The organism is Corynebacterium sp. ACRPZ, assembly GCF_022346205.1.
Taxonomy (GTDB): Bacteria; Actinomycetota; Actinomycetes; order Mycobacteriales; family Mycobacteriaceae; genus Corynebacterium; species Corynebacterium lehmanniae.
Genome location: NZ_JAKRMR010000003.1, coordinates 96,239 through 120,460 on the forward strand (window position 1 = coordinate 96,239; position 24,222 = coordinate 120,460).

At 64.9% G+C, this 24,222-nt stretch carries 24 protein-coding genes; 16 read left to right on the forward strand and 8 right to left on the reverse strand.

Annotation, left to right across the window (positions count from 1 at the left end; translation table 11 throughout):
• Nucleotides 1–20 precede the first annotated feature (20 nt).
• The 8 genes from MHX64_RS03025 to MHX64_RS03060 all read left to right on the forward strand — a co-directional run bounded on the left by MHX64_RS03025 (nt 21) and on the right by MHX64_RS03060 (nt 8,069).
• Nucleotides 21–770 carry a helix-turn-helix transcriptional regulator gene (locus MHX64_RS03025; RefSeq protein WP_370642058.1) on the forward strand — a complete coding sequence of 250 codons (750 nt, stop codon included), beginning with the start codon at nt 21–23 and terminating at the stop codon, nt 768–770.
• Nucleotides 763–2,208, forward strand: a complete 1,446-nt coding sequence (sufB, locus tag MHX64_RS03030; RefSeq protein ID WP_304504338.1) for a Fe-S cluster assembly protein SufB — start codon at nt 763–765, stop codon at nt 2,206–2,208. The genes MHX64_RS03025 and sufB overlap by 8 nt, the downstream gene beginning before the upstream one ends.
• Nucleotides 2,209–3,372, forward strand: coding sequence for a Fe-S cluster assembly protein SufD (gene sufD / locus MHX64_RS03035; protein WP_239355792.1), 1,164 nt, complete (start codon nt 2,209–2,211; stop codon nt 3,370–3,372).
• 12 nt (nt 3,373–3,384) lie between these two features.
• The gene (sufC, locus tag MHX64_RS03040; RefSeq protein WP_239355791.1) at nt 3,385–4,140 is read left to right on the forward strand and encodes a Fe-S cluster assembly ATPase SufC; all 756 of its coding nucleotides are present in this window, start codon (nt 3,385–3,387) and stop codon (nt 4,138–4,140) included.
• Nucleotides 4,140–5,372 carry a cysteine desulfurase gene (locus MHX64_RS03045; RefSeq protein WP_239355790.1) on the forward strand — a complete coding sequence of 411 codons (1,233 nt, stop codon included), beginning with the start codon at nt 4,140–4,142 and terminating at the stop codon, nt 5,370–5,372. The genes sufC and MHX64_RS03045 overlap by 1 nt, the downstream gene beginning before the upstream one ends.
• A complete protein-coding gene (gene sufU / locus MHX64_RS03050; protein ID WP_239355789.1) occupies nt 5,369–5,836 on the forward strand; it encodes a Fe-S cluster assembly sulfur transfer protein SufU in 468 nt (155 codons plus the stop codon). The genes MHX64_RS03045 and sufU overlap by 4 nt, the downstream gene beginning before the upstream one ends.
• Nucleotides 5,837–5,838: 2 nt before the next feature.
• Nucleotides 5,839–6,213: a metal-sulfur cluster assembly factor gene (locus MHX64_RS03055; RefSeq protein ID WP_239355788.1), complete on the forward strand. Its 375-nt coding sequence runs from the start codon at nt 5,839–5,841 to the stop codon at nt 6,211–6,213.
• A 227-nt stretch (nt 6,214–6,440) separates the two neighbouring features.
• Complete coding sequence (locus MHX64_RS03060; RefSeq protein WP_239355787.1) at nt 6,441–8,069, forward strand: ABC-F family ATP-binding cassette domain-containing protein; 1,629 nt, start codon at nt 6,441–6,443, stop codon at nt 8,067–8,069.
• A gap of 27 nt (nt 8,070–8,096) precedes the next feature.
• Here the strand turns inward: MHX64_RS03060 and MHX64_RS03065 are convergent, their stop codons facing one another.
• Nucleotides 8,097–9,698 carry an HNH endonuclease signature motif containing protein gene (locus MHX64_RS03065; RefSeq protein WP_239355786.1) on the reverse strand — a complete coding sequence of 534 codons (1,602 nt, stop codon included), beginning with the start codon at nt 9,696–9,698 and terminating at the stop codon, nt 8,097–8,099.
• Between the two features lie 128 nt (nt 9,699–9,826).
• Nucleotides 9,827–10,519, reverse strand: coding sequence for a hypothetical protein (locus MHX64_RS03070; protein WP_181888456.1), 693 nt, complete (start codon nt 10,517–10,519; stop codon nt 9,827–9,829).
• Nucleotides 10,520–10,747: 228 nt separating this feature from the next.
• On the opposite strand from MHX64_RS03070, the gene MHX64_RS03075 reads away from it, so the two are divergent.
• The 3 genes from MHX64_RS03075 to MHX64_RS03085 all read left to right on the forward strand — a co-directional run bounded on the left by MHX64_RS03075 (nt 10,748) and on the right by MHX64_RS03085 (nt 12,032).
• Nucleotides 10,748–11,161 (forward strand): hypothetical protein, encoded by a 414-nt coding sequence (locus MHX64_RS03075; RefSeq protein ID WP_181888455.1) that lies wholly within the window; start codon nt 10,748–10,750, stop codon nt 11,159–11,161.
• A 73-nt stretch (nt 11,162–11,234) separates the two neighbouring features.
• Complete coding sequence (locus MHX64_RS03080; RefSeq protein ID WP_148363845.1) at nt 11,235–11,531, forward strand: hypothetical protein; 297 nt, start codon at nt 11,235–11,237, stop codon at nt 11,529–11,531.
• A 255-nt stretch (nt 11,532–11,786) separates the two neighbouring features.
• Nucleotides 11,787–12,032: a PLDc N-terminal domain-containing protein gene (locus tag MHX64_RS03085; protein ID WP_070845331.1), complete on the forward strand. Its 246-nt coding sequence runs from the start codon at nt 11,787–11,789 to the stop codon at nt 12,030–12,032.
• Here the strand turns inward: MHX64_RS03085 and MHX64_RS03090 are convergent.
• Both MHX64_RS03090 and MHX64_RS03095 read right to left on the reverse strand, forming a co-directional pair.
• The gene (locus tag MHX64_RS03090; RefSeq protein ID WP_239355785.1) at nt 12,029–13,393 is read right to left on the reverse strand and encodes a PFL family protein; all 1,365 of its coding nucleotides are present in this window, start codon (nt 13,391–13,393) and stop codon (nt 12,029–12,031) included. The two genes, MHX64_RS03085 and MHX64_RS03090, sit on opposite strands and share 4 nt — an antisense overlap.
• A gap of 9 nt (nt 13,394–13,402) precedes the next feature.
• Nucleotides 13,403–13,672 carry an ACT domain-containing protein gene (locus tag MHX64_RS03095; protein ID WP_181888452.1) on the reverse strand — a complete coding sequence of 90 codons (270 nt, stop codon included), beginning with the start codon at nt 13,670–13,672 and terminating at the stop codon, nt 13,403–13,405.
• Between the two features lie 41 nt (nt 13,673–13,713).
• Here MHX64_RS03095 and MHX64_RS03100 point away from each other — a divergent pair, with 41 nt between their 5' ends.
• On the forward strand, nt 13,714–14,382 hold the full coding sequence (locus MHX64_RS03100) for an NAD(P)H-binding protein (protein WP_239355784.1): 669 nt from the start codon (nt 13,714–13,716) through the stop codon (nt 14,380–14,382).
• On the opposite strand, the gene MHX64_RS03105 is transcribed toward MHX64_RS03100, so the two are convergent.
• The 3 genes from MHX64_RS03105 to acnA form a co-directional block, all read right to left on the reverse strand.
• A complete protein-coding gene (locus tag MHX64_RS03105) occupies nt 14,379–15,101 on the reverse strand; it encodes a gamma-glutamyl-gamma-aminobutyrate hydrolase family protein (protein ID WP_239355783.1) in 723 nt (240 codons plus the stop codon). The two genes, MHX64_RS03100 and MHX64_RS03105, sit on opposite strands and share 4 nt — an antisense overlap.
• 37 nt (nt 15,102–15,138) lie before the next feature.
• Nucleotides 15,139–15,690 (reverse strand): TetR/AcrR family transcriptional regulator, encoded by a 552-nt coding sequence (locus MHX64_RS03110; RefSeq protein ID WP_239355782.1) that lies wholly within the window; start codon nt 15,688–15,690, stop codon nt 15,139–15,141.
• Between the two features lie 93 nt (nt 15,691–15,783).
• Nucleotides 15,784–18,561, reverse strand: a complete 2,778-nt coding sequence (gene acnA / locus MHX64_RS03115) for an aconitate hydratase AcnA (protein WP_239355781.1) — start codon at nt 18,559–18,561, stop codon at nt 15,784–15,786.
• Between the two features lie 209 nt (nt 18,562–18,770).
• On the opposite strand from acnA, the gene MHX64_RS03120 reads away from it, so the two are divergent.
• From MHX64_RS03120 to MHX64_RS03130, 3 genes are all read left to right on the forward strand, one after another.
• Nucleotides 18,771–19,235, forward strand: a complete 465-nt coding sequence (locus MHX64_RS03120; protein ID WP_239355780.1) for a DUF6676 family protein — start codon at nt 18,771–18,773, stop codon at nt 19,233–19,235.
• A 547-nt stretch (nt 19,236–19,782) separates the two neighbouring features.
• Complete coding sequence (locus tag MHX64_RS03125) at nt 19,783–21,519, forward strand: DIP1281 family NlpC/P60 protein (protein WP_239355779.1); 1,737 nt, start codon at nt 19,783–19,785, stop codon at nt 21,517–21,519.
• A gap of 18 nt (nt 21,520–21,537) precedes the next feature.
• Nucleotides 21,538–22,575 (forward strand): ferrochelatase, encoded by a 1,038-nt coding sequence (locus tag MHX64_RS03130; RefSeq protein WP_181195011.1) that lies wholly within the window; start codon nt 21,538–21,540, stop codon nt 22,573–22,575.
• Here the strand turns inward: MHX64_RS03130 and MHX64_RS03135 are convergent.
• Nucleotides 22,572–23,324: a hypothetical protein gene (locus MHX64_RS03135; RefSeq protein WP_181195010.1), complete on the reverse strand. Its 753-nt coding sequence runs from the start codon at nt 23,322–23,324 to the stop codon at nt 22,572–22,574. The genes MHX64_RS03130 and MHX64_RS03135 overlap by 4 nt on opposite strands.
• Before the next feature lie 40 nt (nt 23,325–23,364).
• On the opposite strand from MHX64_RS03135, the gene MHX64_RS03140 reads away from it, so the two are divergent.
• On the forward strand, nt 23,365–24,207 hold the full coding sequence (locus MHX64_RS03140) for a DUF3097 domain-containing protein (protein ID WP_181195009.1): 843 nt from the start codon (nt 23,365–23,367) through the stop codon (nt 24,205–24,207).
• The last annotated feature ends 15 nt before the right edge of the window (nt 24,208–24,222 follow it).

Sequence of the window (24,222 nt, forward strand, 5' to 3'; positions counted from 1 at the left end):
GAGCGAAAGGTGGTGCCATCGTGGAAACAGCGGATACAGCGAATTCAGCAGTAAGCCGCAACCCCGCTCCTGCGGACGCGTCCCGCGCTGGCGGCGACACGCGCTCGCAGGTGATGTCGGTCCTGCTCAAGCGGGGGCCGGTAGCGGCCAGCGACATCGCGGAAGAGCTCGACCTCTCGGCGGCCGGCGTGCGCAGGCACGTGGACAAGCTCGTCGAGGAGCAGCTGGCCGAGCCTTGCGCACCGCGCGCCGTCGCGGGCGAGGAGCAGGGGCGCGGCCGTCCGGCCAAGCACTTCCAGCTCACCGCCGCGGGCCGGGAGCGCTTCGGTTCGCATTACGACGGTCTCGCGCTCGACGCCGTGGAACTGATCCAGCAGATCGGGGGCGAGGACGCGGTGCGCGACTTCGCCCGCGCTCGCGTGGAGAAGATCCTCGGCGACGTGGAACCGGCGGACGACCCAGAGGTGACGGCGCGGCGCGTCGCCGCCGCGCTGGAAAGGCACGGCTACGCCCCGAGTGTCCACCGCACCGATGCCGGAATCCAGATCTGCCAGCACCACTGCCCGGTGTCCGCCGTCGCCGCGGCGCACCCGGAATTCTGCGAGGCGGAAAGGGAGGCGGTGGCCCGGATCGTCGATACGCATGTGCAGCCGCTCGCCCTCATCTCCGACGGCGACGGAATCTGCACAACTAACATCCCCCTTGCTGCGGCGCGCACCCGGACGCGCCCGGCGGGAACAGCAACGAAAGGAGCGGCTGACAATGACTGAAGTGAAGCCCACACCAGGCCTTGAGAAGCCGATGAACGACGACGAGATCATCGAGTCGATCGGCGCCTACAACTACGGCTGGCACGACTCTGACGTCGCCGGCGCCTCCGCGCGCCGCGGCCTGAACGAAGAGGTCGTGCGCGACATCTCCGGCATCAAAAGCGAGCCGGAATGGATGCTCAACCAGCGTGTGAAGGCGCTGGAGATCTTTGACAAGAAGCCGATGCCCACCTGGGGCGCGGACCTGTCCGACATCGACTTCGACAACATCAAGTACTACGTCCGCTCCACCGAGCAGCAGGCCGCCAGCTGGGACGACCTGCCGGAGGACATCAAGAACACCTACGACAAGCTGGGCATCCCGGAGGCAGAGAAGCAGCGGCTCGTCGCAGGTGTGGCCGCGCAGTACGAGTCCGAGGTGGTCTACCACCAGATCCGCGAGGACCTGGAGGAAAAGGGCGTCATCTTCGTCGACACCGACACCGCCCTGCGCGAGCACGAGGACCTGTTCAAGGAGTACTTCGGCTCCGTCATCCCGGCCGGCGACAACAAGTTCTCCGCGCTGAACACCGCTGTGTGGTCCGGCGGCTCCTTCATCTACGTCCCGCCGGGGGTCCACGTGGACATCCCGCTGCAGGCCTACTTCCGCATCAACACGGAGAACATGGGCCAGTTCGAGCGCACCCTCATCATCGTCGACGAGGACGCCTACGTGCACTACGTCGAGGGCTGCACCGCCCCGATCTACAAGTCGGACTCGCTGCACTCCGCGGTGGTGGAGATCATCGTGAAGAAGGGCGGCCGCTGCCGCTACACCACCATCCAGAACTGGTCCAGCAACGTCTACAACCTGGTCACCAAGCGTGCGAAGGCTGAAGAGGGCGCGACCATGGAGTGGGTCGACGGCAACATCGGCTCCAAGGTGACCATGAAGTACCCGGCCGTGTGGATGACCGGCGAGCACGCCCGCGGCGAGGTGCTCTCCGTCGCGTTCGCTGGCGAGGGCCAGTTCCAGGACACCGGCGCGAAGATGACGCACATGGCACCGCACACCTCCTCGTCCATCGTGTCCAAGTCCGTCGCCCGCGGCGGCGGCCGCGCGGCCTACCGCGGCTTGGTGCAGATCAACGCCAACGCGCACGACTCCGCGTCCAACGTGGAGTGCGACGCGCTGCTGGTGGACGACATTTCGCGCTCGGACACCTACCCGTACAACGACATCCGCAACGACCGCGTGACCCTGGGCCACGAGGCGAAGGTGTCCAAGGTTTCCGAGGACCAGCTGTTCTACCTCATGTCGCGCGGCATCGCCGAGGAAGAGGCCATGGCCATGATCGTGCGCGGCTTCGTCGAGCCGATCGCCAAGGAGCTGCCCATGGAGTACGCCCTCGAGCTGAACCGCCTCATCGAGCTGCAAATGGAAGGATCGGTGGGCTAAATGGCCGAAACCGTCAAAAACGCCACCACGCACAACAACAAGGGCGACCTGTTTTCCTCCTTCAACGTGGAGGACTTCGAGGTCCCGGGCGGCCGCGACGAGGTCTGGCGCTTCATCTCCCTGCGCCGCCTGCGCGGCCTGCACAACGGCCAGTTCGCCCCGCAGACCGAGGCGCAGATTGCGGTGGATGCCCCCAGCGAGGTCGCAGTCGAGCAAGTTTCGCTTGACGACGAGCGCGTGACCGCCGCCGGCGCCCCCGTCGACCGTGTCGCCGCCCAGGCGTGGAGCTCCTCCGAGAACGCCACCCTGATTACGGTGCCGGCGAACGCAGAGCTGGCCGAGCCGGTCACCGTCACGGTCACCGGCGCGGGCGCCGACAAGACCACCTTCGGCACGATTGTGGTCGAGACCGGCGCGAACTCTTCCGCCACCGTTGTGGTGCGCTACGCCGGCTCCGGCACCCACGCCGACAACGTCAACTGGGTCATCGGCGAGGGCTCCCGCGTCAACGCCGTGGTGGACGCCGACTGGGAACTGGATGCGGTGCATGTGGGCCAGCAGTCGATCGTCGTGAAGCGCGATGCAACCTTGCGCCACCACGTGGCCACCTTCGGCGGCGAGGTCGTCCGCATCACCCCGCGCCTTGCCTTTGAGGCGCCGGGCGGCGACGCCGAGCTGACCGGCGTGTACTTCGCCGACGCGGGCCAGTACATCGAGAACCGCCTGCTGGTGGACCACGCGGTGCCGAACTGCCGCTCCAACGTGCTGTACAAGGGTGCGCTGCAGGGCGACAAGGCCTCCAAGCTGCCCGAGGCCCGCACCTGCTGGGTGGGCGACGTGCTCATCCGCGCCGAGGCGAAGGGCACCGACACCTACGAGACCAACCGCAACCTGGTGCTCACCGACGGCGCACGCGCCGACGCCATCCCGAACCTGGAGATCGAAACCGGCGAGATCGCCGGCGCGGGCCACGCCGCAACCGTCGGCCGCTTCGACGACGACCAGCTGTTCTACCTGCGCTCCCGCGGCATCCGCGAGGAAGACGCCACCCGCCTGATCATCCGCGGCTTCTTCAACGAGGTTCTCAACCAGATCCCCGTCGAGTCCATCCGCGAAGAACTCATCGCCCGCGTCGCCGGCGAGCTCGAGCGCAACGAAAACTAAAAGGAGCAATACATGTCCACCCTGGAAATCAAGAACCTGCACGCCAACGTCCTGCCCACCGAGGAAGGCCAAGAGCCGAAGCCGATCCTCAAGGGCGTCAACCTGACCATCAAGGGCGGCGAGACCCACGCGATCATGGGCCCGAACGGCTCCGGCAAGTCCACCCTGGCCTACACGCTGGCGGGCCACCCGAAGTACGAGGTCACCGAGGGCGAGGTGCTTCTCGACGGCGAGAACGTCCTCGACATGGAAATCGACGAGCGCGCCCGCGCCGGCCTCTTCCTGGCCATGCAGTACCCGGTTGAGGTGCCGGGCGTGTCCTCCTCGAACTTCATGCGTTCCGCAGTCACCGCGGTGCGCGGCGAGGCCCCGAAGCTGCGCGAGTGGGTCGGCGAGCTCAATGCCGCCCGCGAGGCGCTGCAGATGGACGCCTCCTTCTCCGAGCGCTCCGTCAACGAGGGCTTCTCCGGCGGCGAGAAGAAGCGCCACGAGGTCATGCAGCTTGCCCTGATGAAGCCGAAATTCGCGGTCATGGACGAGACGGACTCCGGCCTGGACGTCGACGCGCTGCGCATCGTTTCCGAGGGCATCAACCGCTACCAGGAGGAGACCGGCGGCGGCGTGCTCATGATCACGCACTACAAGCGCATCTTGAACTACGTCAAGCCCGACTTCATCCACGTCTTCGCCGACGGCAAGATCGTGCAGACCGGCGACGCCTCGCTCGCCGACCAGCTCGAGGCCGAGGGCTACGAGAAGTTCATCTAATGGCGCTCGACGTAACAGCCATCCGCAAGGAGTTCCCGATCCTGTCTCGCACCGTGCGCGGCGGCAAGCCGCTGGTGTACCTGGATTCGGGGGCGACGTCGCAGCGCCCGCAGCGGGTCTGGGACGCTGAGCGCGACTTCGTGCTCGGCTGCAATGCGCCCGTGCACCGCGGCTCCTACGAGCTGGCGGAGGAGGCCACCGACGCGTACGAGTCCGCCCGCGAGGCCATCGCGGCCTTCGTCGGCGCCGACAACGACGAGATCGCGTTCACCAAAAACGCCACTGAGGCGCTGAACCTGGTCGCGTACGTGCTGGGTGATTCCCGCGCCGGCTCGTTCGCCGTGGGCGAGGGCGACACCATCGTGATCACGGAGCTGGAGCACCACGCCAACCTCGTGCCGTGGCAGGAGCTGGCGCGCCGCACCGGTGCTGAGCTGAAATGGTATGCGATGACCGAGGACGGCCGCATCGACCTCGACTCGCTCGAGCTCGACGACACGGTCAAGGTTGTTGCCTTTACCCACCAGTCCAACGTCACCGGCGCGCACGCCGACGTCGCCGAGATGGTGCGCCGCGCAAAGGCCGTCGGCGCGCTCACCGTGCTCGACGCCTGCCAGTCGGTGCCGCACATGCCGGTGGACTTCCACGCACTCGACGTCGACTTCGCGGCGTTCTCCGGGCACAAGATGTGCGGCCCAAACGGCGTGGGCGCGCTGTACTCGAAGCACCTTAACGAGCTGCCGCCGTTCCTCACGGGCGGCTCGATGATCGAGGTCGTGCGCATGGAGGGCTCCACCTACGCGCCGGCGCCGCAGCGCTTCGAGGCGGGCACCCAGATGACCTCCCAGGTCGTGGGGCTCGGCGAGGCGGTGCGCTTCCTCACCGAGATCGGCATGGAGGACATCGCCGCCCACGAGCGCGAGCTCACCGCCTACGCCCTGGAGCAGATGCAGCGTATCGACGGCCTCCGGATCGCCGGACCGCTCACCGCCGACAACCGCGGCGGCGCGATCGCCTTTACGGTCGAGGGCGTGCACCCGCACGACCTGGGCCAGGTGCTCGATTCCGAGGGTGTTGCCATCCGCACGGGCCACCACTGCGCGTGGCCGCTGCACCGGGGGCTGGACATGCAGTCCACGTCCCGGGCGAGCTTCTACCTGTACAACACGCTGGACGAGGTTGATACCTTGGTGTCGTCGATTAGCAAAGCGAAGGAGTTTTTCGCGCGATGAACCTCGAATCCATGTACCAGGAAGTCATCCTGGACCACTACAAGAACCCGCAGCATGCGGGGCTGCGCGAGCCGTACGAGGCGGAGGTGCACCACGTCAACCCGTCGTGCGGCGACGAGCTGACGTTGCGAGTGCACCTTTCCGACGACGGCTGCACCGTCGAGGACGTCTCCTACGACGCGGAGGGGTGCTCCATCTCGCAGGCCTCCACGTCGGTGATGGCTGAAGAAATCATCGGCCTGCCGGTCGACGAGGCGATGAAGAAGCTCGCGTCGTTCGAGGAGATGGTGACCTCCCGCGGCACCGTCGAGGGGGATGCAGAGAAGATCGGCGACGGCGTGGCCTTCGCCGGCGTGGCCAAGTTCCCGGCGCGCGTGAAGTGCGCGCTGCTGGGGTGGAAGGCGTTCCAGGCGGCGACGTCGGACGCACTGGGAGAATCGGACGCCCCGGAAGATAAGGAGTAGCCATGACTGAACCGGATAAGCAGGCGGAGCGCCCGCAGCAGACCGAGGAGCAGCTCAAGCTCATCGGCGAGGTGGAGGAGTACCTCCACGACGTGATCGATCCGGAGCTGGGCATCAACGTCGTTGACCTCGGCTTGGTCTACGACCTGTGGATTGAGGAGCGCGAGGGCAAGACCGTTGCGGTGGTCAACATGACGCTTACGTCGCCGGCGTGCCCGCTCACCGACGTGATCGAGGACCAGGCCACCCTGTCGGTCGTGAACAACACGGCGGTCGACGAGCTGGACCTGAACTGGGTCTGGATGCCGCCGTGGGGCCCGCAGTTCATCACCGAGGAGGGCCGCGAGCAGCTCCGCGCCCTCGGTTTCGCGGTGTAAAAGCGCCCCTTGAAGTCCCCCCCCAGGTTGTTAACCTGTGGGGGACTTGCGCGTTGTGAAGGAGGATTGTTGTGAACGTTGGGTTTGCTGAAATTCTGGCCATGCTCGGTACCGTCGGCCTGGTTGCGCTGAAGGTCGCGCTGATCATCGCGCTAATCGTTTGGATCGTGCGCGCGGTGTCGAAGAAGTAGCTGGCGATTTGGGGGTGGTTGATACAGTGAACCCCCGTGATTGTCACCAATGATCTCGAGGTCCGGGTCGGCGCGCGCACGCTTCTCGACGCCCCCGGCCAGCACCTCCGCGTCCAACCCGGCGACCGCATCGGCCTGGTCGGCCGCAACGGCGCCGGCAAGACCACCACGATGCGCATCCTGGCGGGGGAGACCGAACCCTACGGCGGCTCGGTGACCCGCTCGGGTGAGATCGGCTACCTCCCGCAGGACTCGAAGGAGGGCGACATCGAGCAGACCGCCCGCGACCGCGTCCTGTCGGCCCGCGGCCTGGACCAGATCCAGCGCTCGATGGCGAAGCAGCAGAAGCTGATGGAGGAGACGGACGGGGAGAAGCGCGACAAGGCGATTGCGAAGTTCTCCCGGCTGGAGGAGCGCTACCAGGCCCTCGGCGGCTACGAGGCGAATGCGGAGGCGGCCCAGATTTGCGACAACCTGGGGCTGCCGGAGCGCATCCTGGACCAGCAGCTGAAGACCCTGTCGGGCGGCCAGCGCCGCCGCGTGGAGCTCGCCCAGATCCTGTTCGCCTCGCGCCAAGGTTCGGGCAAGTCCCAGACCACCCTGCTTCTCGACGAGCCGACCAACCACCTCGACGCCGACTCCATCTCCTGGCTGCGCAACTTCCTGTCCAAGCACGAGGGCGGGCTGATCATGATCTCCCACGACGTCGAGCTGCTCGACGCGGTGTGCAACAAGGTTTGGTTCTTGGACGCGGTGCGCGCCGAGGCCGACGTCTACAACATGGGTTTTTCCAAGTACAAGGACGCCCGCGCCCTCGACGAGGCCCGGCGCCGCCGCGAGCGCGCCAACGCCGAGAAGAAAGCCTCAGCCCTGCAGAAGCAGGCCGCGAAGTTGGGTGCGAAGGCCACGAAGGCCTCGGCCGCGAAGCAGATGATGGCGCGCGCTGAGCGCATGATGGGGGAGCTCGACGAGGTCCGGGTGGCCGACAAGGTCGCCTCCATCTCCTTCCCGGAGCCGGCGCCGTGCGGCAAGACCCCGCTGTTTGGCAAGGGCCTGACAAAGATGTACGGCTCCCTCGAGGTCTTCGCGGGCGTGGACTTGGCGGTGGACAAGGGCTCGCGCGTGGTCGTGCTGGGCACCAACGGCGCCGGCAAGACCACCCTGCTCAAGCTGCTCGCCGGGGTGGAGCGCACCGACGGCGAGGGCGGCGTGGTCTCGGGCCACGGGCTGAAGATCGGCTACTTCGCCCAGGAGCACGACACCATCGACGGCGACAAGAGTGTCTGGGAGAACACCATCGAGGCTTGCCCCGACGCCGGCCAGCAGGACCTGCGAGGCCTGCTCGGTGCCTTCATGTTCTCGGGCGACAAGCTGGAGCAGCCCGCCGGCACGCTTTCGGGCGGCGAGAAGACCCGCCTCGCGCTGGCGACCCTCGTCTCCTCGCGCGCAAACGTCCTGCTGCTCGACGAGCCCACAAACAACCTCGACCCGCAATCCCGCGAGCAGGTCCTCGACGCGCTCAAGACCTACACCGGCGCCGTGGTCCTGGTCACCCACGACCCGGGCGCGGTGCGCGCGCTCGAGCCCGAGCGGGTCATCATCATGCCCGAGGGTGACGAGGACATGTGGAGCGACGAGTACATGGAGATCGTCGAGCTCGCCTAAACTTCCCGACCTGCTCGAGAGGCAAATCTAGAACGGCGGGTACGGGTCTTGCCCCTTCGCCCAGGGCGGGGGCTCCACCGGCTCCCGTGGGGGAGGTGGATCCGGCGGTTCTGGTGGTACTCGAGGTTCCGGTGGGGCCGAAGCGCCACCCGGATCGGGCACGGTTGCCCGATCGCGCTGCCGGTGTCTCTTCCGTAACCTGTTCACCGCTGAATGCTCGGCCGAGTCCGCGTGGTTGAACTGCAGCGTTGCACACTCGGGTTCCTTCACCCCGGCCCGACCCGTCGCTGGGTCCACATCCATGTGACTGGTGTTGTTTCTGTGGTCTTTGAAGTCGTTGTTGCAGCGGTGGTGGGTCCGACACAGCGCTGTGAGGTTGTCGATGTTGGTGTCACCGCCTTGCAGCCACGATGTGATGTGGTGGATCTCCGTCTCCGTGAGCGGGGCAGTGCAGCCGGTCCAGGCGCACACGCCCTGCACCGCCAGCAACGTGATCCGCTGCGCCAGTGACGCCAATCGCCGCGTCCGGTAGAGGTTCAACGGCAACGACGTTGCGTCGTCGACAGTCAGCACGAAGTCGGACGTTCCATCCATGCCCAAACGCACGAGGTCGAAGGCGTCGAGCTCGATTCCGGTGTTGGTGGCGAACTTGGTGGTCGGCCCGGCCTCCGCCAGTTCGTCCAGCGTCACCGACACAACCACGGATGCGCACCCGCCGCCGGTTGGTTTCGCGCAGGCGTCGTAATGCTTGAGTACCTCGGAGAACTGGTCGTACCTGCGTTGCGACGGCGTGCGGTAATCCTCGACACCCTCGGGGAGGTTCGAGTTGGGCACCAACCCCTTATCGCTCAGCGCTTTGAACAGCGCTGAATCAGAGGCCACGGCATCGATAGTTATCCGGCATGTCCCGTCTGCGCGCTGGGCGCCGATGTGCAGCCCGCGGTTTTCCATGCCCGCGTTCGGGTTCGTAGGCTCGACGTGCTTGCGGTTCTCGCGCTCGACCCAGCGGCGCACGGTGGCGCGCAAATCTTTCACGGAACGTCGAGGAGCCTCCGCGAGCGCGTCCGCCTGGAGACGGGCACGCGCTCCCTTCGCATCCCCGACAAGCTTGTCTAGCTCTTGGCGGATCACGCGCTGTTTCTCGGCGTTCACTCGCTCGGCGGCACGGCGGGCTTCTTCTTGCTTGCGCCGCGCCTCTTCGCGGGCAGCCGCTCGAGCAGCCTCGCGGGTCGCTTCCTCCCGCTCTGCCTCCGCCGCCGGATCCGCGGGGGTTTCCTCACAATCGGTATCGAACAGGTCGGTGACCTGCTCCTCTTCAACCTCGGGCTCACCGTAGTAGTCCCGGCCTCGGGCGAGACGGTCGTAAGCGTCCTTGGGCTCCAACCCGAGCTTCTTTTGAAGGTACTGATTGGCGTGCTTTGAGCCGACGACGCGCCCGGCGTCGTCACGCTCGCACACGTACGCGAAAAGCGCGTCGAGCGTAGCCTTCACGTTGAATATTGCTTCGAGGCGCTCGAAATCCTCCCGAACCTCCTCGAACTCGACCGCATCGGGGTCTGCACACAGGTCCTTCATGGCCAGGAGGGCATGAATGATTGTGTCGACGTGCTTTCGCAGTTCAACGGTCATTTCGCCCTCCTTTCAAGTTGCCTAATCGAATGGGTTTACGATTAACCTACAAGCCGCCCCGACATAAACAGGATCTATGTCCACCATCGAACACATAAGGAGAAAAACTGTTACTAGGATCACATTTTTCAGAATGGCACAGCGCCAGCCCAGGGCTCATAGTCGGGATGAGAACCGACGGGCATCCGAGGCTGCGCCCAGGGGTCCACTAGCCGCCTAAATTCGGCCAACATCCGCTCAACGGCCTCATCGGTGAGGTCCACAATCATCAGCAACTCGCCGTCGGCCTTACTTAGCCGGAGCGACTCGTTGGGGACATCAACGGTGACCATCGGGCAGTCAACCTCGCGCGGTGGCGGTGTCGTAGTCGCGTACTCGTTTCCGATTTTCAGGCATTGAAACGGTTTCACCAAGTCGTTCAGCTCTCCGAAGTGCCAGAGGTCGGAGAAGAGTGAATCGACTGTCTGGCCCCAACGAACTCGGGGTAGGAACTTCTCTATGGCATCTTCACCGCCCACTGGGTAGAAGACGTCAATGCCGGAGGCGAGCTCTCCACTGCGTTCGCAAATGAGCCGCACCGCCGAGAGCTTCGGAAACTTCGGCGTCTCTCCGTATGGGTCTGGCTCATTTTTGGCCCAGACCAGCTCGAATAAGGGATACACGTCGTCTGGGGTTAGCGCGCTGCGCATCTTCGGCATCCCACTGACCTGCGGGGTCACCTCACCTCGAGCGTAATCCAACGTCAAATATTCTTCGCTGTGGACATCAAGAAGCTTGCCAATGACGTTCGCGCCGAATGGCGTTGAGTTCCAGTGGAACACCCAAGTAAGTGCCTGCTCCAGCCCCCGAAAAGGATCTGAGGTGTCGATTCTGAATAAATTAATTTATATATTCACAAAAGGTCTTGCGGGAAACGGAGAGCTAAACCATCATAATTAATGAGACAGGGTTTCCTTTTTGATTCATGTCTCACTTGACCCCAACATCAGCGCCAAAGGTTTATTCTCTCCCGTCGCATATCTTCCAGATATTTTTGAAGGGTGTTGCCCGTGAAAGTAAAGAAATTTTTATCCGCCACTTTGGTGGCATTTATCGGGTTACTTGTTTCCCCCACTGCAGTGGCCGCTCAGCCAATTGACTGGACTATTAGCCAAACAATCATTGGCCCGAAAGGCGAGGATCTTCCACTCCGCGTAGGGCAGGGAGATGAGCCCGGCAGTGTTGGTTTTGGGCTTTCTCAGATCAAGGACAGTCACGGCGGTTTCGTTCCAGCCACTACAGAGATTGACACAGTTTTACATAACGCCCCCGACTGCAAAGGCGGCTTAAATGCAGGAAATGGCAAGAAAGAATGCTCTTACCCAATCAATGGAAGAGTTATGACGGTTGTTGCCACAGAGCGAGTAGATCCCGTGAGCGGAGACGGCCGACCTGTCGGAATAATCACTGCTTTCTACCGCTAGGAGAATAGTCATCAATCAATTTATTTCTATCACGACTGATGAAATCAAGTTTTTGAAAAATATATCCACCCAAATGTTTCAAGACACCATACTTCCAGAGGAAACAATTTTAGCAGGAGTCGGCATCCAAGCGGGAAGAAACAGCGGCTCCCCCGAAAATCAGCTCTGGTACCACTTCGATCTCTTTAACCCTGGACTTCACGAAGGAAAAGTTGTTCGTCTTTGGGGAAGATTCCCTGATTTAAGTAAAAATGAAGAATCTATCGAGTGGGACGAAATGCTCCAGGGCTCTGGTTTTGTAGAGATGTTCCTTACCTCAACCCCTGAAAAAAATAGATTCAATTCTATGGAATATATCCAGAAAGGATGATGTCACCGAGAATCCACTCGAACTGCATAATGTTTGAATCGACTGTGATCCCGCGGGGTTCGCAGTTAACGCGTTCGGTAATGATGTGCAGAATTTTACGACGTTGCATTTGCGGCCTCCTTCGGTTCGGAAGTTTCGTTTCCACGAACGTATAAACCGAAACATAACCGCACAAGAGTTTGTCCACTATAGTGAGCATCTTGCTTATCGACGGACGAAGCGTGGACCCCGAAAGCAGCCCGCTACACTCGCAATATGGCAAGAAACAACGACATCATCGACACCATCAAGGACGCCTGGAACGGCCTTTCTTCCGACCAGAAGACCATTGCCGGCGTGCTCGCCACCATCGACACCGCTGGTAAGGCTTTCGCGCTGCGCGACCTGGCGCGCACCAACTCAAAGCGAGTGCGCGGCCCGAAGTGGCTGTGGACCCCGGTGATTGGCGCTGTCAATACCCTGGGCTGGGTCGCCTGGTTCGCGGTAGGGAAGAAGCGCTAGTTCCTGAACCCGTGCACCGGCGCGGGGATGAATCCGCCGCGGTGGATGAACTCGTCGTTGCCCACCGTGTTCACCGGAATGACCGGCGCGTAGCCGAGCAACCCGCCGAAGTTCACCTCGTCGCCGGGCTTGGTCCCGGGCACCGGGATCAGGCGCGAAGCGGTGGTCTTGTGGTTCATCACGCCGATCGCGGCTTCGTCGGCAATCATGCCCGCGATGAGCTCCGCTGAAGTGTCGCCGGGGATGGCGATCATGTCGAAGCCCACGGAGCAGATCGAGGTCATCGCCTCGAGTTTGTCCATGGAGATGGCACCGCTGTGAACCGCGTCGATCATGCCCTTGTCCTCGGAAACCGGGATGAAGGAGCCGGACAGGCCGCCCACGCGGGAGCAGGCCATCATGCCCCCCTTCTTCACGGCGTCGTTGAGCAGCGCCAACGCAGCGGTCGTCCCGTGCGTGCCCACCTGGTCCAGGCCCATGCGCTCGAGCACGTGCGCCACTGAATCGCCCATCTCCGCCGTCGGCGCGAGCGAGAGGTCCACGATGCCAAACGGCACGCCGAGGCGCTCCGCTGCCAGCGTGCCCACGAGCTGGCCCGCGCGGGTGATCTTGAACGCGGCCTTCTTAATCTCCTCGGCGACCTCGTTCAGGCGCGCACCCTTCAGCGGCGCGATCGCGTTGTCCACCACACCCGGACCAGACACACCCACCGAGATCACCGTGTCCGGCTCCTCGATGCCGTGGTACGCGCCGGCCATGAACGGGTTGTCGCCCACGGCGTTGGCGAAGACGACCAGCTTGGCGCAGGCAATGGAGGAGCGCTCCGCCGTCGCCTCCGCGGCCTCCTTCACAATCTCACCCATCTTGGCCACGGCGTTCATGTTGATGCCGGCGCGTGACGACGCCACGTTGACCGACCCACAGACGTTGTCCGTTTCGCTCAGCGCTTCCGGGATGGAGTAAATCAGCTTCTTGTCCGCGGTCGTGCCGCCTTTCTCCACCAGCGCGGAGTAGCCGCCGACGAAGTTGACGCCGAGCTCGCCGGCCGCGCGGTCCAGGGCGCGGGCAATCTCCACCGGGTTGCCGTCTGCGCCCGCCGCCACCAGCGCGACGGGGGTGACGGAGATGCGCTTGTTCACGATCGGGATGCCCAGCTCGCGCTCGATGCCCTCGCACACCGGCACCAGGTCACGCGCGCGTTCCATCACGCGGTCGTACACCGCCTGCGCGGTGGCTTCCATCGTGGGGCGGGTGCAGCCGATGAGCGAAATGCCCATCGTCACGGTGCGGATGTCCAGGCGGTAGTCCTCGATCATGCGGATGACGTCGAGGAACCGCGCGTCTGAAAACTCGAAATTCATAGCCGCCCCTTAGATGTCGTTGATGGCGCTGAACAGGGCCTCGGACTGGATGCGCACGACCATGCCGAGCGGCTTACCGGCGGCGTCGAACGCCTCCTGCAGCGCGCCCATGTCCACCTCGCCATCGGGCAGCGCGACTCGCATGATCATGGTGAAGTAGTCGTCCATGATGGTCTGGGAGACATCGAGGATGTTCAGCCCCTCGTCCGCGGCGGTCTTAGCAACTGCGGCGATGACGCCGGGGCGGTCTTTACCAGTGGTCGTAATAATTGCGTGCATGCGCAAAGTATAGGCGCAGAAATAGCGTTACGGTGGGCGTTATGGAAACACCTAAGCAATCCCAACACGTTCTCGTTCTCGGCGCGGGCGGCAACGTCTCGCGCCACTCCGTCCCTAAGCTCGTAAAGGCTGGCCACAGCGTCAGCGCGCTCGTGCGCAACCCCGATCATGTGCAACAGCTTGTCGACGACGGCGCGACCGCCATCGTCCGCGACCTGACCACCCTCGACGAGGAGGACTGGGCCCGCCTGCTCACCCCGTTCGACGTGGTCGTGTGGTCCGCGGGTGCCGGCGGCGGTTCCGCCGAGCGCACCTACGCAGTGGACCGCGACGCGGCGATGGCCATGATCGACGCACTCGAGGAGCTCGGCGAGTTCGCCCCGTTTACCGTCATGGTCTCTTACGCCGGCGCCGCCGAGGCCACCACGGAGGACGACGGCGGTTCGTGGTACGCCTACGTCGAGGCCAAGAAGGCCGTCGATAAGCGGCTGCTCGCCTCCGACCTGCCGTACCAAATCCTCGGGCCCACCCGCCTCACCGATGATCCGGCTAAGGGCATCGCGCTTCTCGACGACCAAAGGGACCCCTCGTCAGAAACCCCGCGCGAGCTCGTGGCGGATGTGATCGTGGAAGCGGTCGGCCGCGGCAAGCAGTTCGACCGCAACCCGCTCGACTTCGAGGGCGGCGAGGCGAAGGTCTCCGAGATTTAGTCGAACCGGCCCTCGGTGCAGAGCCGGGTGAAAGTGCGCAGCAGCCCGTTCGCCCGGCTTACGTCGTGGTTGGGCAGGTCGGCGACGATGCGGGCGTACTCCTCGGCGGGGAAGTAGCCGTAGTCGTGGAAGAAGTCCATGCGGGTGCGCATGGCGTCGGCGTCCATCTCGGCGTGGAACTGGGTGGCCCAGACCCGGTCGGTGTAGCGCACTATCTGCACCATCCCGTCGGGCCCGGTGGCCACGACGGTGAGGGAATCGGGCACGCGCACCGGGTTCTCGGTGTGCCCCGTCAGCGCGGTAAACGTGCCGTTGGGCCCGGCGAGCTCGTCTTCCGCCACCACGTTCACGGTGGTCGGGCCGGACGGCTCAGGGTGGGTGCGTCCGACCTCGCCGCCGAGGTGGTCCACCAGCCAGGAGATGCCGAAGCAGACGAAGAAGACAGGCTTGTCGGAGTCGACGGCGGCGGACAGGATGGCGTCGATACGCTTGTGCCACGCGTCGCGCTCGGGGTTGGTCACGTTCAGCGAGCAGCCGCCGACGATGATGCCGCTGACGGGGTCGAGGGGGCCGAGCTCGGAGTCGGGGGAGTCGATGACGCGCAGTTCCATGTCCACTTCGCTCAAGCCCGTGGCGCGCAGGGCGTCGTGGTACTCGGCGTGGGCGACGTCCGGCCCAATTTCGCCGTTGCGAAGTGAGAGGAAAAGCAGCTTTGACATAGCGGCAATTCTATACCGCTTAGTCTATTTTTCGGAATTACCCGCGGACTGACTGCTCTACCACGTCGAGCATTTCCTCGAGCCGCTCCACGGGCTCGCCGGAGGCGAGTTTGGTGATGAAGCCCTCGAGCACTGTTTCCAGGTAGGTCTGCACGACGGCCACGGGGACGTCGTCACGCATTTGCTTGTTGGACTCCAAGCGCTCGCGGACCGCACGGTCAAGCACCTCCTGGTGCTCGCGCCAACGCGCCTCGAACTCGGGGTCGGTGCGCAGCTTGCGCAGGATCTCGGCGCGGGTGGTGAACCAGTCGTTGGAGCTGCGGTCCACGAGCATGCCGCGCATGACCTCCACCAAACCGCGCTCACTGACCACTTGGGCCTGCCTTTCTGCGTCCGCCTCGGCGATGGCGAGAAACAGTGTCTCCTTGTCGCCGAAGTGGTGGAAGATCGCGCCCCGGGTCTTACCGGTGGCTTCTTCAAGACGGGCCACGGTTGCCCCCTCGTAGCCGTAGTGTGCGAAGCAGACGCGGGCGGCGTCGATGATCTCGCCGCGGCGGCGCTGCAGCTCTTCGTCGCTGACAATCGGCATGAGGGGGCTCCTTCGGGCTCCAGGTAGGGGTCAGAAAAATGGGGAAGGGGCCCCGCGGCGTGCGGGGCCCCTGAAACGACGGCCGAAAGCCTGTTAGCTCTTGACCATCTGGCGCAGCACGTACTGCAGGATGCCGCCGTGGCGGAAGTACTCCGCCTCACCCGGCGTATCCACGCGGACCACTGCGTCGAACTCGACGGCGTCGGCGCCGTCCTTCTCAGCCTTGACGTGGACCGTCGCCGGGATCTCACCGTTGTTGAACTCGGTGATGCCGGTCAGGGTGAAGGTCTCGGTGCCGTCCAGGCCGAGGGACTCGTGGGACTGGCCCTCCGGGAACTGCAGCGGCAGCACGCCCATGCCGATGAGGTTCGAGCGGTGGATGCGCTCGAAGGACTCGGCGATGACGGCCTTCACGCCCAGCAGGTTGGTGCCCTTCGCAGCCCAGTCGCGGGAGGAACCGGTGCCGTACTCCTTGCCGGCGATGACCACCAGCGGGATGTTCTTCTCGGCGTAGTTCATCGCGGCGTCGTAGATGTAGGCCTGCGGTGCACCCTCCTGGGTGAAGTCGCGGGTGTAGCCGCCCTGCTCGTCCACCAGCTGGTTGCGCAGGCGGATGTTGGCGAAGGTGCCGCGGACCATGACCTCGTGGTTGCCGCGGCGGGAGCCGAAGGAGTTGTAGTCCTTGCGCTCGACACCGTTGGCGTCCAGGTAGTTCGCGGCCGGGGTGCCCGGCTTGATGGAGGAAGCCGGCGAGATGTGGTCGGTGGTCACCGAGTCGCCCAGCTTTGCCAGCACGCGTGCGCCCTCGATGTCCTGGACTGCCTCCGGCTCCTCCGGCATGCCGTCGAAGTACGGCGCCTTGCGGATGTAGGTGGAGTCCTCGTTCCAGTCGAAGGTCTTGCCGGTCGGGATGTCCAGACCCTGCCACTGCTCGTCGCCCTTGAACACGTCGGCGTAGTCGGCCTCGTACATCTCGCGGGAGATGGTGCCTGCGATGGTCTCTTCGATCTCCTCGGTGGACGGCCAGACGTCCTTGAGGAAGACGTCGTTGCCGTCGGCGTCCTGGCCCAGCGGCTGGGTCTCGAAGTCGAAGTCCATGGTGCCGGCGATGGCGTATGCGATGACCAGCAGCGGGGACGCGAGGTAGTTCATCTTCACGTCCGGGGAGATGCGGCCCTCGAAGTTGCGGTTGCCGGACAGCACGGCGGTTGCGGTGAGGTCGAACTCGTTGACGGCGTCGGAAACCTCGGCCGGCAGCGGGCCGGAGTTGCCGATGCAGGATGCGCAGCCGAAGCCGGAGAGGTAGAAGCCGACGGCCTCCAGGTCCTTCCACAGGTCAGCGCGCTCGTAGTAGCCGTCCACGACCTGGGAGCCCGGAGCCATGATGGTCTTGACCCACGGCTTGGCCTTCAGGCCCTTTTCGGCGGCCTTGCGTGCCAGCAGGGCAGCGCCGACCATGACGGACGGGTTGGAGGTGTTGGTGCAGGAGGTCACAGCGGCGATGGCCACGAAGCCGTGGTCCAGGGTGTACTCGCCGCCCTTCGGGGACTCGACGATGACCGGCTTGGACGCGCGGCCCTCTGCACCCTCAGCGGCGGACTCGCCGTTGGCGGCCCAGGACTCGTTGTAGGAGACGGCGTCGACCTTCTCGGCGCGAACCGGCTCGGAGGTGCCCTCGCCCGCGGTGTTGTAGTCCGGCAGCTGCTTGCGGAAGGTGTCCTTGGACTCGGACAGCAGGATGCGGTCCTGCGGGCGCTTCGGGCCGGCGATGGACGGGACGACGGTGGACAGGTCCAGCTCGAGGTACTCGGAGTACTCGGCCTCCTCTGCGTCCTGCTCCAGCCACATGCCCTGTGCCTTGGCGTATGCCTCGACGCGGTCGATGTCCTCCTGGGAGCGGCCGGTCAGGTGCAGGTAGTTGATGGTCTCCTCGTCGATCGGGAAGATCGCGCAGGTGGAGCCGAACTCCGGGGACATGTTGCCGATGGTGGCGCGGTTTGCCAGCGGGATTTCCTTGACGCCGTTGCCGTAGAACTCGACGAACTTCTGCACCACACCGTGCTCGCGCAGCATCTCGGTGATGGTGAGCACGACGTCGGTTGCGGTCACGCCGGTCGGGATCTCGCCGGTGAGCTTGAAGCCCACAACGCGCGGGATGAGCATGGAGACCGGCTGGCCGAGCATTGCGGCCTCAGCCTCGATGCCGCCGACGCCCCAGCCCAGGATGCCCAGGCCGTTTTCCATGGTGGTGTGGGAGTCGGTGCCGATGCAGGTGTCCGGGTACGCCAGGCCCTCGTTGTCGAAGACGACGCGGGAGAGGTACTCGATGTTGACCTGGTGGACAATGCCGGTTCCCGGCGGGACGACGCGGAAGTTGGAGAAGTTCTCTGCGCCCCAGCGCAGGAACTGGTAGCGCTCCTCGTTGCGCTGGTACTCGATCTCGACGTTCTTGTCGATGGCGTTCTCGGAGCCGAATGCTTCGATGATCACGGAGTGGTCGATGACCATCTCGGCCGGGTTCAGCGGGTTGACCTGGTCCGGGTTGCCGCCGAGGGTGCTCACGGCCTCACGCATGGTTGCAAGGTCGACCACGCACGGCACGCCGGTGAAGTCCTGCATGAGGACGCGGGCCGGGGTGAACTGGATTTCCACGCTCGGCTCCGCCGAGGGGTCCCAGTTCGCGATTGCCTTGATGTGGTCCTCGGTGACGTTCTTGCCGTCCTCGGTGCGCAGGAGGTTCTCGCCCAGCACCTTGAGGGAGTAGGGGAGTTTCTCCATGCCTTCGACAGCGTCGAGCGCGAAGTAGTCGTAGGACTTTCCGCCGACCTCGAGCGTCTTCTTGGCACCGAACGAGTTCTTGCTTTCTGCCACGGTGAGCTCCAATTCTCGTCGTATCTAATCAGGGGTTAGCGACCCTATGGTCAAGCCACTAGTTTATGCGACCTTCCATAGTTCCGCGCCCATATTAACAGTACGCCCGTTATGTTTTCGCATTGCGCTTATCGACGCACCTCCGGCCACCACCGTTACACTGCAAAACCGACCGTATAGATTGCCCGGAAACCCGAGGAGCAAGGCCCATGCAGACTGAAGCAGCGCTGGAAGATCTCGTCTCCCAGCTCGCCTCGTCCCCGGTGGCCTTCGGCACCGACAATCCGGTCAACGCGGAACTGGGTCCGGCACTGCAAGCCGCTCTCGCCGACGCCAGTCTCGACACCGCGGGCATGATCGTGCTCGAGCAGACCCCGCCGGTGATCGCGGACCTTCGCGACTTGGCGCAGGACGCCGCCGCCGAAACCGGTCTCGACACAGTGCTGGTGCGCACCCCGCAGGTCGCTGTCGGGGTGAGCGACTCCTTGAACCGCGCTCAGGTGGAGCGCGGTGAGCGGGCGATGGTCGCCGAACCGGATTACGTCGCCGGCGTCCACGCCTTCGCCGACGCTGCCAACGGGTTCTCGTTGAACTGGCCGCTGGTGGTCGCGGCCGTGCTCGTCGTCCTTGCCGCGGTAGCTGCGGCGGCTGCGTTCTCCGCCCGCCGCGGGTAGTCGTCGACAAGCTTGCTGCCTTGACGCGCTCGCTCGCAAAAGTTGACGTGCCCCCGGAAACCCGCAGGTCAGATTCCACGTTTTCATCAGTTTGGTCAACTTTTGCGAGCGTGAGCCCGGCAATGTGACGAACGTCACGTAACGCTCTCGCGCCCAGGTTTGTGCTGGTGAGACGGGTGTGAATCATGTGAATAGCCTTGACTCGCGAGATTGTTTGTAACAAAAGGGATACAAGTTTGTTGCCTTGACGTATGGTTCCCGTATCGGCTCGCGGGTCGATGGTTGTCACACGCAACGCAATGGCACCGTTAGGGCGCTCTAGTCAAGCGCCCGCGAAGGTTCGGGCATGTGGGGAAGCACGCCGAGTACCAGGTTCCAGGGCAGAGCTGTGCCAGCCGGGATTCGCGCTGCCGCGTCAGTAGTCAACATCTAGACCGCTCGTGGAACCGCTAGTCACGGTTTTCGCCTGCGCTTTGAAGCCTCGGGTTTTCTTGATCGCCCGAGTGCCGCTGAAGTGTGCGCGACGGGCGGTGTGAGGAGCACCTTCGTGGCAAATCCACAAAGGGGCACCCGGTTTGGTCGTGCGCGAAATGTGCTCGGTGCCGCCGCGTGTGCCGCAACTGTTTCTTTGGCGGCGGGCCTAGTCAGCCCGGCCGCCACCGGCCAGAGTTCCACCTCTGCGATGGGCGAACTTGTGACCGCTGTGTCCCGTGCGCAAGCCAACGTGGACTCGCTCAACCTCGACCTCGGCGGCCTGCAGGAGTCTGTTAACCAGTCCCTGGTGGATCTGCACGATGCGCAGGTCAAGGCTGAGCAGGCCCGCCGTGGCAAGGACGAGGCGAAGCGCCGTCTCGACGAGGCGCAGGAGCGTGTCGACGCTCTGCGCGCCGAGCTCGACGAGCTGAGCCGTTCGCAGTACCGCGGCGCGAGCCCGAGCGACGCACTCGTCGCCGTCAGTGGCAAGGACACCCAGCGAGATGTGCTGGACCGTTCGCTCTTCCTGCGCCAGCGCTCCGAGGAGAAGCGCGCAAAGCTCGCTGAGGCGGAGCAGGCGCGTGCCGAGGCGGCGAATGAGGAGGCCACGCTGCGCGAAGCGAGCGAGCTCGCCGACGCTTCCGAGGCCGAGGCGAAGCAGGCCGAGGCAAACGCGCGCGAGCTTCTCGACGCAAACCGCGCCGCGCTCGAAGCCTCCGTCGCTGAGCGCGACGCCGCCCAGTCCCAGCTCGATAGCGCGCAGAAGGACCTGGAGCAGCAGCGTCCGGCCAAGTCCGAGCAAGCCCAGCCCGACCAGGCCCAGCCTGACACTCAGACCAACGCGCCCCAGGTGCAGCCGGAAACCGCAGACAGCGCGTCTGCCGAGGCTGCACCGGACAATGCCATCTCCGCCGACCCGTACGCCGCCACCCTTACTGTGTCCAAGGGCGACACCACCTACGAGGTGCCGGAAGAGGTCGTGGATCTGGTGCGCCAGCGCGTATCCAACGACGCACCGGAGGCGCCCGAGCCCAGCCGCGAGACCGTGATCGACGCGGTGCGCACGGTGGCGCAGACGTCCTCCGACAGCGACATCGCCGCGCTGTCGTCCCAGAGCGGCCTGCCGGCGCTGGACAGTGACACGATCGCCAAGGTTGGCGCTGTCGCGGCCGGCATCGCGATGGTCGGTGGCGTTGCCGCGAACCACGGCTCCTTCGACAGCTCCACCACGGACACGGCGCAGCTGATCACCGCTTTCGCAGACGGGCTGAACGGCGCGCTGGGCACGGTCGAGCAAACGTCCGACACCACGGAAACTGCAGACTCGACAAGCACCCTTTCCGCGGTGCTGCCCGAGGTTGAGACGGCTGCTGATGTCTCCGCCAAGACACAGAAGTCTGTCGCCGCGGTGTCGAACTCCTCCCAGGTGGAGACCGTGATCGCGCGTGCACAGTCCGCTATCGGCACCCCGTACGTGTGGGGCGGCGGCGACGCCAACGGCCCAACCACCGGCGTCGACGGCGGCTCGGTGTCCGGCTTCGACTGCTCCGGCCTGGTGCTCTACGCCTTCGCGGCCGCCGGCGTGGCGTTGCCGCACTACACGGGTTACCAGTACCAGCGCGGCACCCAGATCCCGGCCAGCGAGGCCCAGCGCGGCGACCTGCTGTTCTGGGGCCCGGGCGGCAACCAGCACGTGGCCATCTACCTCGGCGACGGCACCATGATCGAGGCACCGCAGTCCGGCCAGAACGTCACCATTGCTCCGGTGCGTTGGTCCGGCATGGCTCCGAACGCGGTGCGCCTGCTCTAGCGGGATAAGCTCGAGGGCATGGCTCTCAACGACTACGACGCACTCCTCGTCCTTTCCTTCGGCGGCCCCGAGGGAGAGGACGAGGTTATTCCTTTTCTCGAGAACGTCACGCGCGGCCGCGGCATCCCCCGCGAGCGCCTTGCGGCGGTCGGCGAGCACTACTTCCACTTCGGCGGCGTGAGCCCCATCAACGCGCAGAACCGCGAGCTCATCGCCAACATCGAGGCCGAGCTTTTGGCGCGCGGCATCGACCTGCCCGTCTACTTTGGCAACCGCAACTGGCACCCGTTCGCGGATGAAGCAGCAAAGCAGGTGCTTGACGACGGCCACAGGAACGTCCTCGTCTTCGCCACCAGCGCCTGGGGCGGATACTCCGCATGCCGGCAGTACGACGAGGACATCCAGCGCATCCGCGAGGTCACCCCGGAGATCACCTACACCAAGCTGTGGCAGTTCTACGGGCACCCGACGTTCGTCGAGCTCGTGGCTCAGGGCCTGCAGGCGGCTGTAGCGAAGGCGACCGGCGACACCCGCGTGCTATTCACCGCGCACAGCGTGCCCACCTCAGCGGACGAGAACTCCGGCGGGCCGGCAGACCAGCACCTGTACTCGAGGCAGGTTGCGGAGGCGGCGGAGCTCGTCGCAAAGCAGGCCGGGGTAGATCGCTACGAGGTGGTGTGGCAATCGCGCTCCGGAAACCCCGCAACGCCGTGGCTGGAGCCGGACGTGGTGGACCGCGCCCAGGAGCTCAAGGCCGACGGCATGGAGCAACTCATCTGCGTGCCTATCGGATTTATCACCGACCACATGGAGGTGGTCTGGGACCTCGACACCGAACTGAAGCAGGCTTGCGAGGAGATGGGGGTTTCCCTGACACGCACCCCGACCGTCGGCCTCGAGCCCGCGTTCGCCGGCATGGTGGTCGATATCGCCGAGGCCGTCGGCGCGGAAGTCAAGCCTAAAACCTTGTCTTCGGTCTCGGTGCAGGGCTGCACCGTCAACGGCGCGCCGTGCAAAGAAGGCTGCTGCGCCCCGGTGAAACGACCGGGCCGCTAGCGCGCCCACTCGCGCTGGTAGTCCACCGCCGCATCGGCCACACCAGCCATGCGGGCGGAACGCACGTGGCGCCAGAGCGCGAACAGCTGCGGGTCGAAGGAGTGGTCGTCCAGGCGGTCGGTCACCGTCTCTATCGTGGCAGCCACCCGGTCCGCGCGGGCGAAGAGTTTCGCCGCGCGCGGGGTGACACCGGCGGGAAGCCCCGGGGTGTCGTAGAAGTCCGCGAGTGTGCCCACCGCCAGCCGCGGGTTCGGCAGCTCCTTGCGGGTCCCGCCTGCGGCCTCGATCAGGACTGCCGCCTGGTCGGTCGCGCGGGACAGCAGCTGGTCGGCCTCGCCGGGTGAGAGCCACTCCGGCTCCGGCAGCGGCTCCGGGTCCTCGAACCAGCGCCAGTTCACGCCACTACCCGCATACTCCGGCACCAGGATGTGGTGCATGCCGGTCCCGCGCACGACCAGGGCGCCGGCCTGGGTCAGCGCCTCCATCGCGGGCGAACCAGCCCGAAGACGCGGCGCCTGGCCCGGGCCCCAGAGGACGAGTCTGATTGCGGGGCCGGGGGTGGAAAGGTCGGCGGCGGAGCGGACGTCGTGAAGCAAATGCGCCATGGGCAGGCTGCCGTACGAATGCGCGCCGCCAAGGTCCGTGAGTGCGTCGACGGTGTCGTCGGCGGATTCGACGTTGTAGAGCCAGGCCGCCAGCCAAACGGCGGTATTCTGCAGGGGTGAATAGACTTCGGCGCGCGTGTGCATCCGGGCCAGTGTAACGGGGCCGATACAATGCGGACGCATTATGGGAGATAGCCGGTACAGCGGAGACATTTTCAGCGGACACGCGCGCACGAAGCGCCCGACCTACCCGGAGATGCCGGCTGAGCCCGGCATCATCGTAGAGATCGTGGGCAACGATTTCGTCGGCGCCGTCGTCGGGTTCGAGCGCACCTACGACGGCGACTTCGTGCGCCTGGAGGACCGCTACGGCACGCAGCGCCTGTTCAAGATGCTCCCCGGCGCGTTCATGGTGGAAGGCCAGCGCGTGACGCTGACCCGCTACGTCGCACCGCGCAACGAGGGGCCGAAGCGCTCCAACTCGGGTTCGCGCAAGGTAGAAAACGTCAAGGCCAAGGTGGCCATGCCGTCGCGGATCTGGGTGGAGGGCATCCACGACGCCGCGATTGTGGAGCAGGTGTGGGGCCACGACCTGCGCGTCGAAGGCGTGGTGGTGGAGTACCTCGAGGGCTTGGACAACTTGCAGGAGCGTCTCGACGAGTTCCAGCCCGGTCCCGGCCGTCGCATCGGCGTGCTGGCGGACCACCTGATTGAAGGCACGAAGGAATCCCGTCTGGTGGAAAACGTCGGACCGCACGTGCTGGTCACCGGCCACCCCTACGTCGACATCTGGGCGGCGGTGAAGCCCGCGAGCGTGGGCATCCCCGCGTGGCCGGAGGTGCCCTACGGCGAGGACTGGAAGACGGGGGTGTGCCGCCGTCTCGGCTGGTCGGACCCGAAGGAGGGGTGGCGCCGCGTGTCCTCCTCGGTGAGCACGTTCCGCGACCTCGATTCCACGCTCATCGGGGCAGTTGAGCGGCTGGTGGACTTCGTCACCAACCCCGAATTGTCGAAACACGACCTCTAGACAGATGTAAGGTAA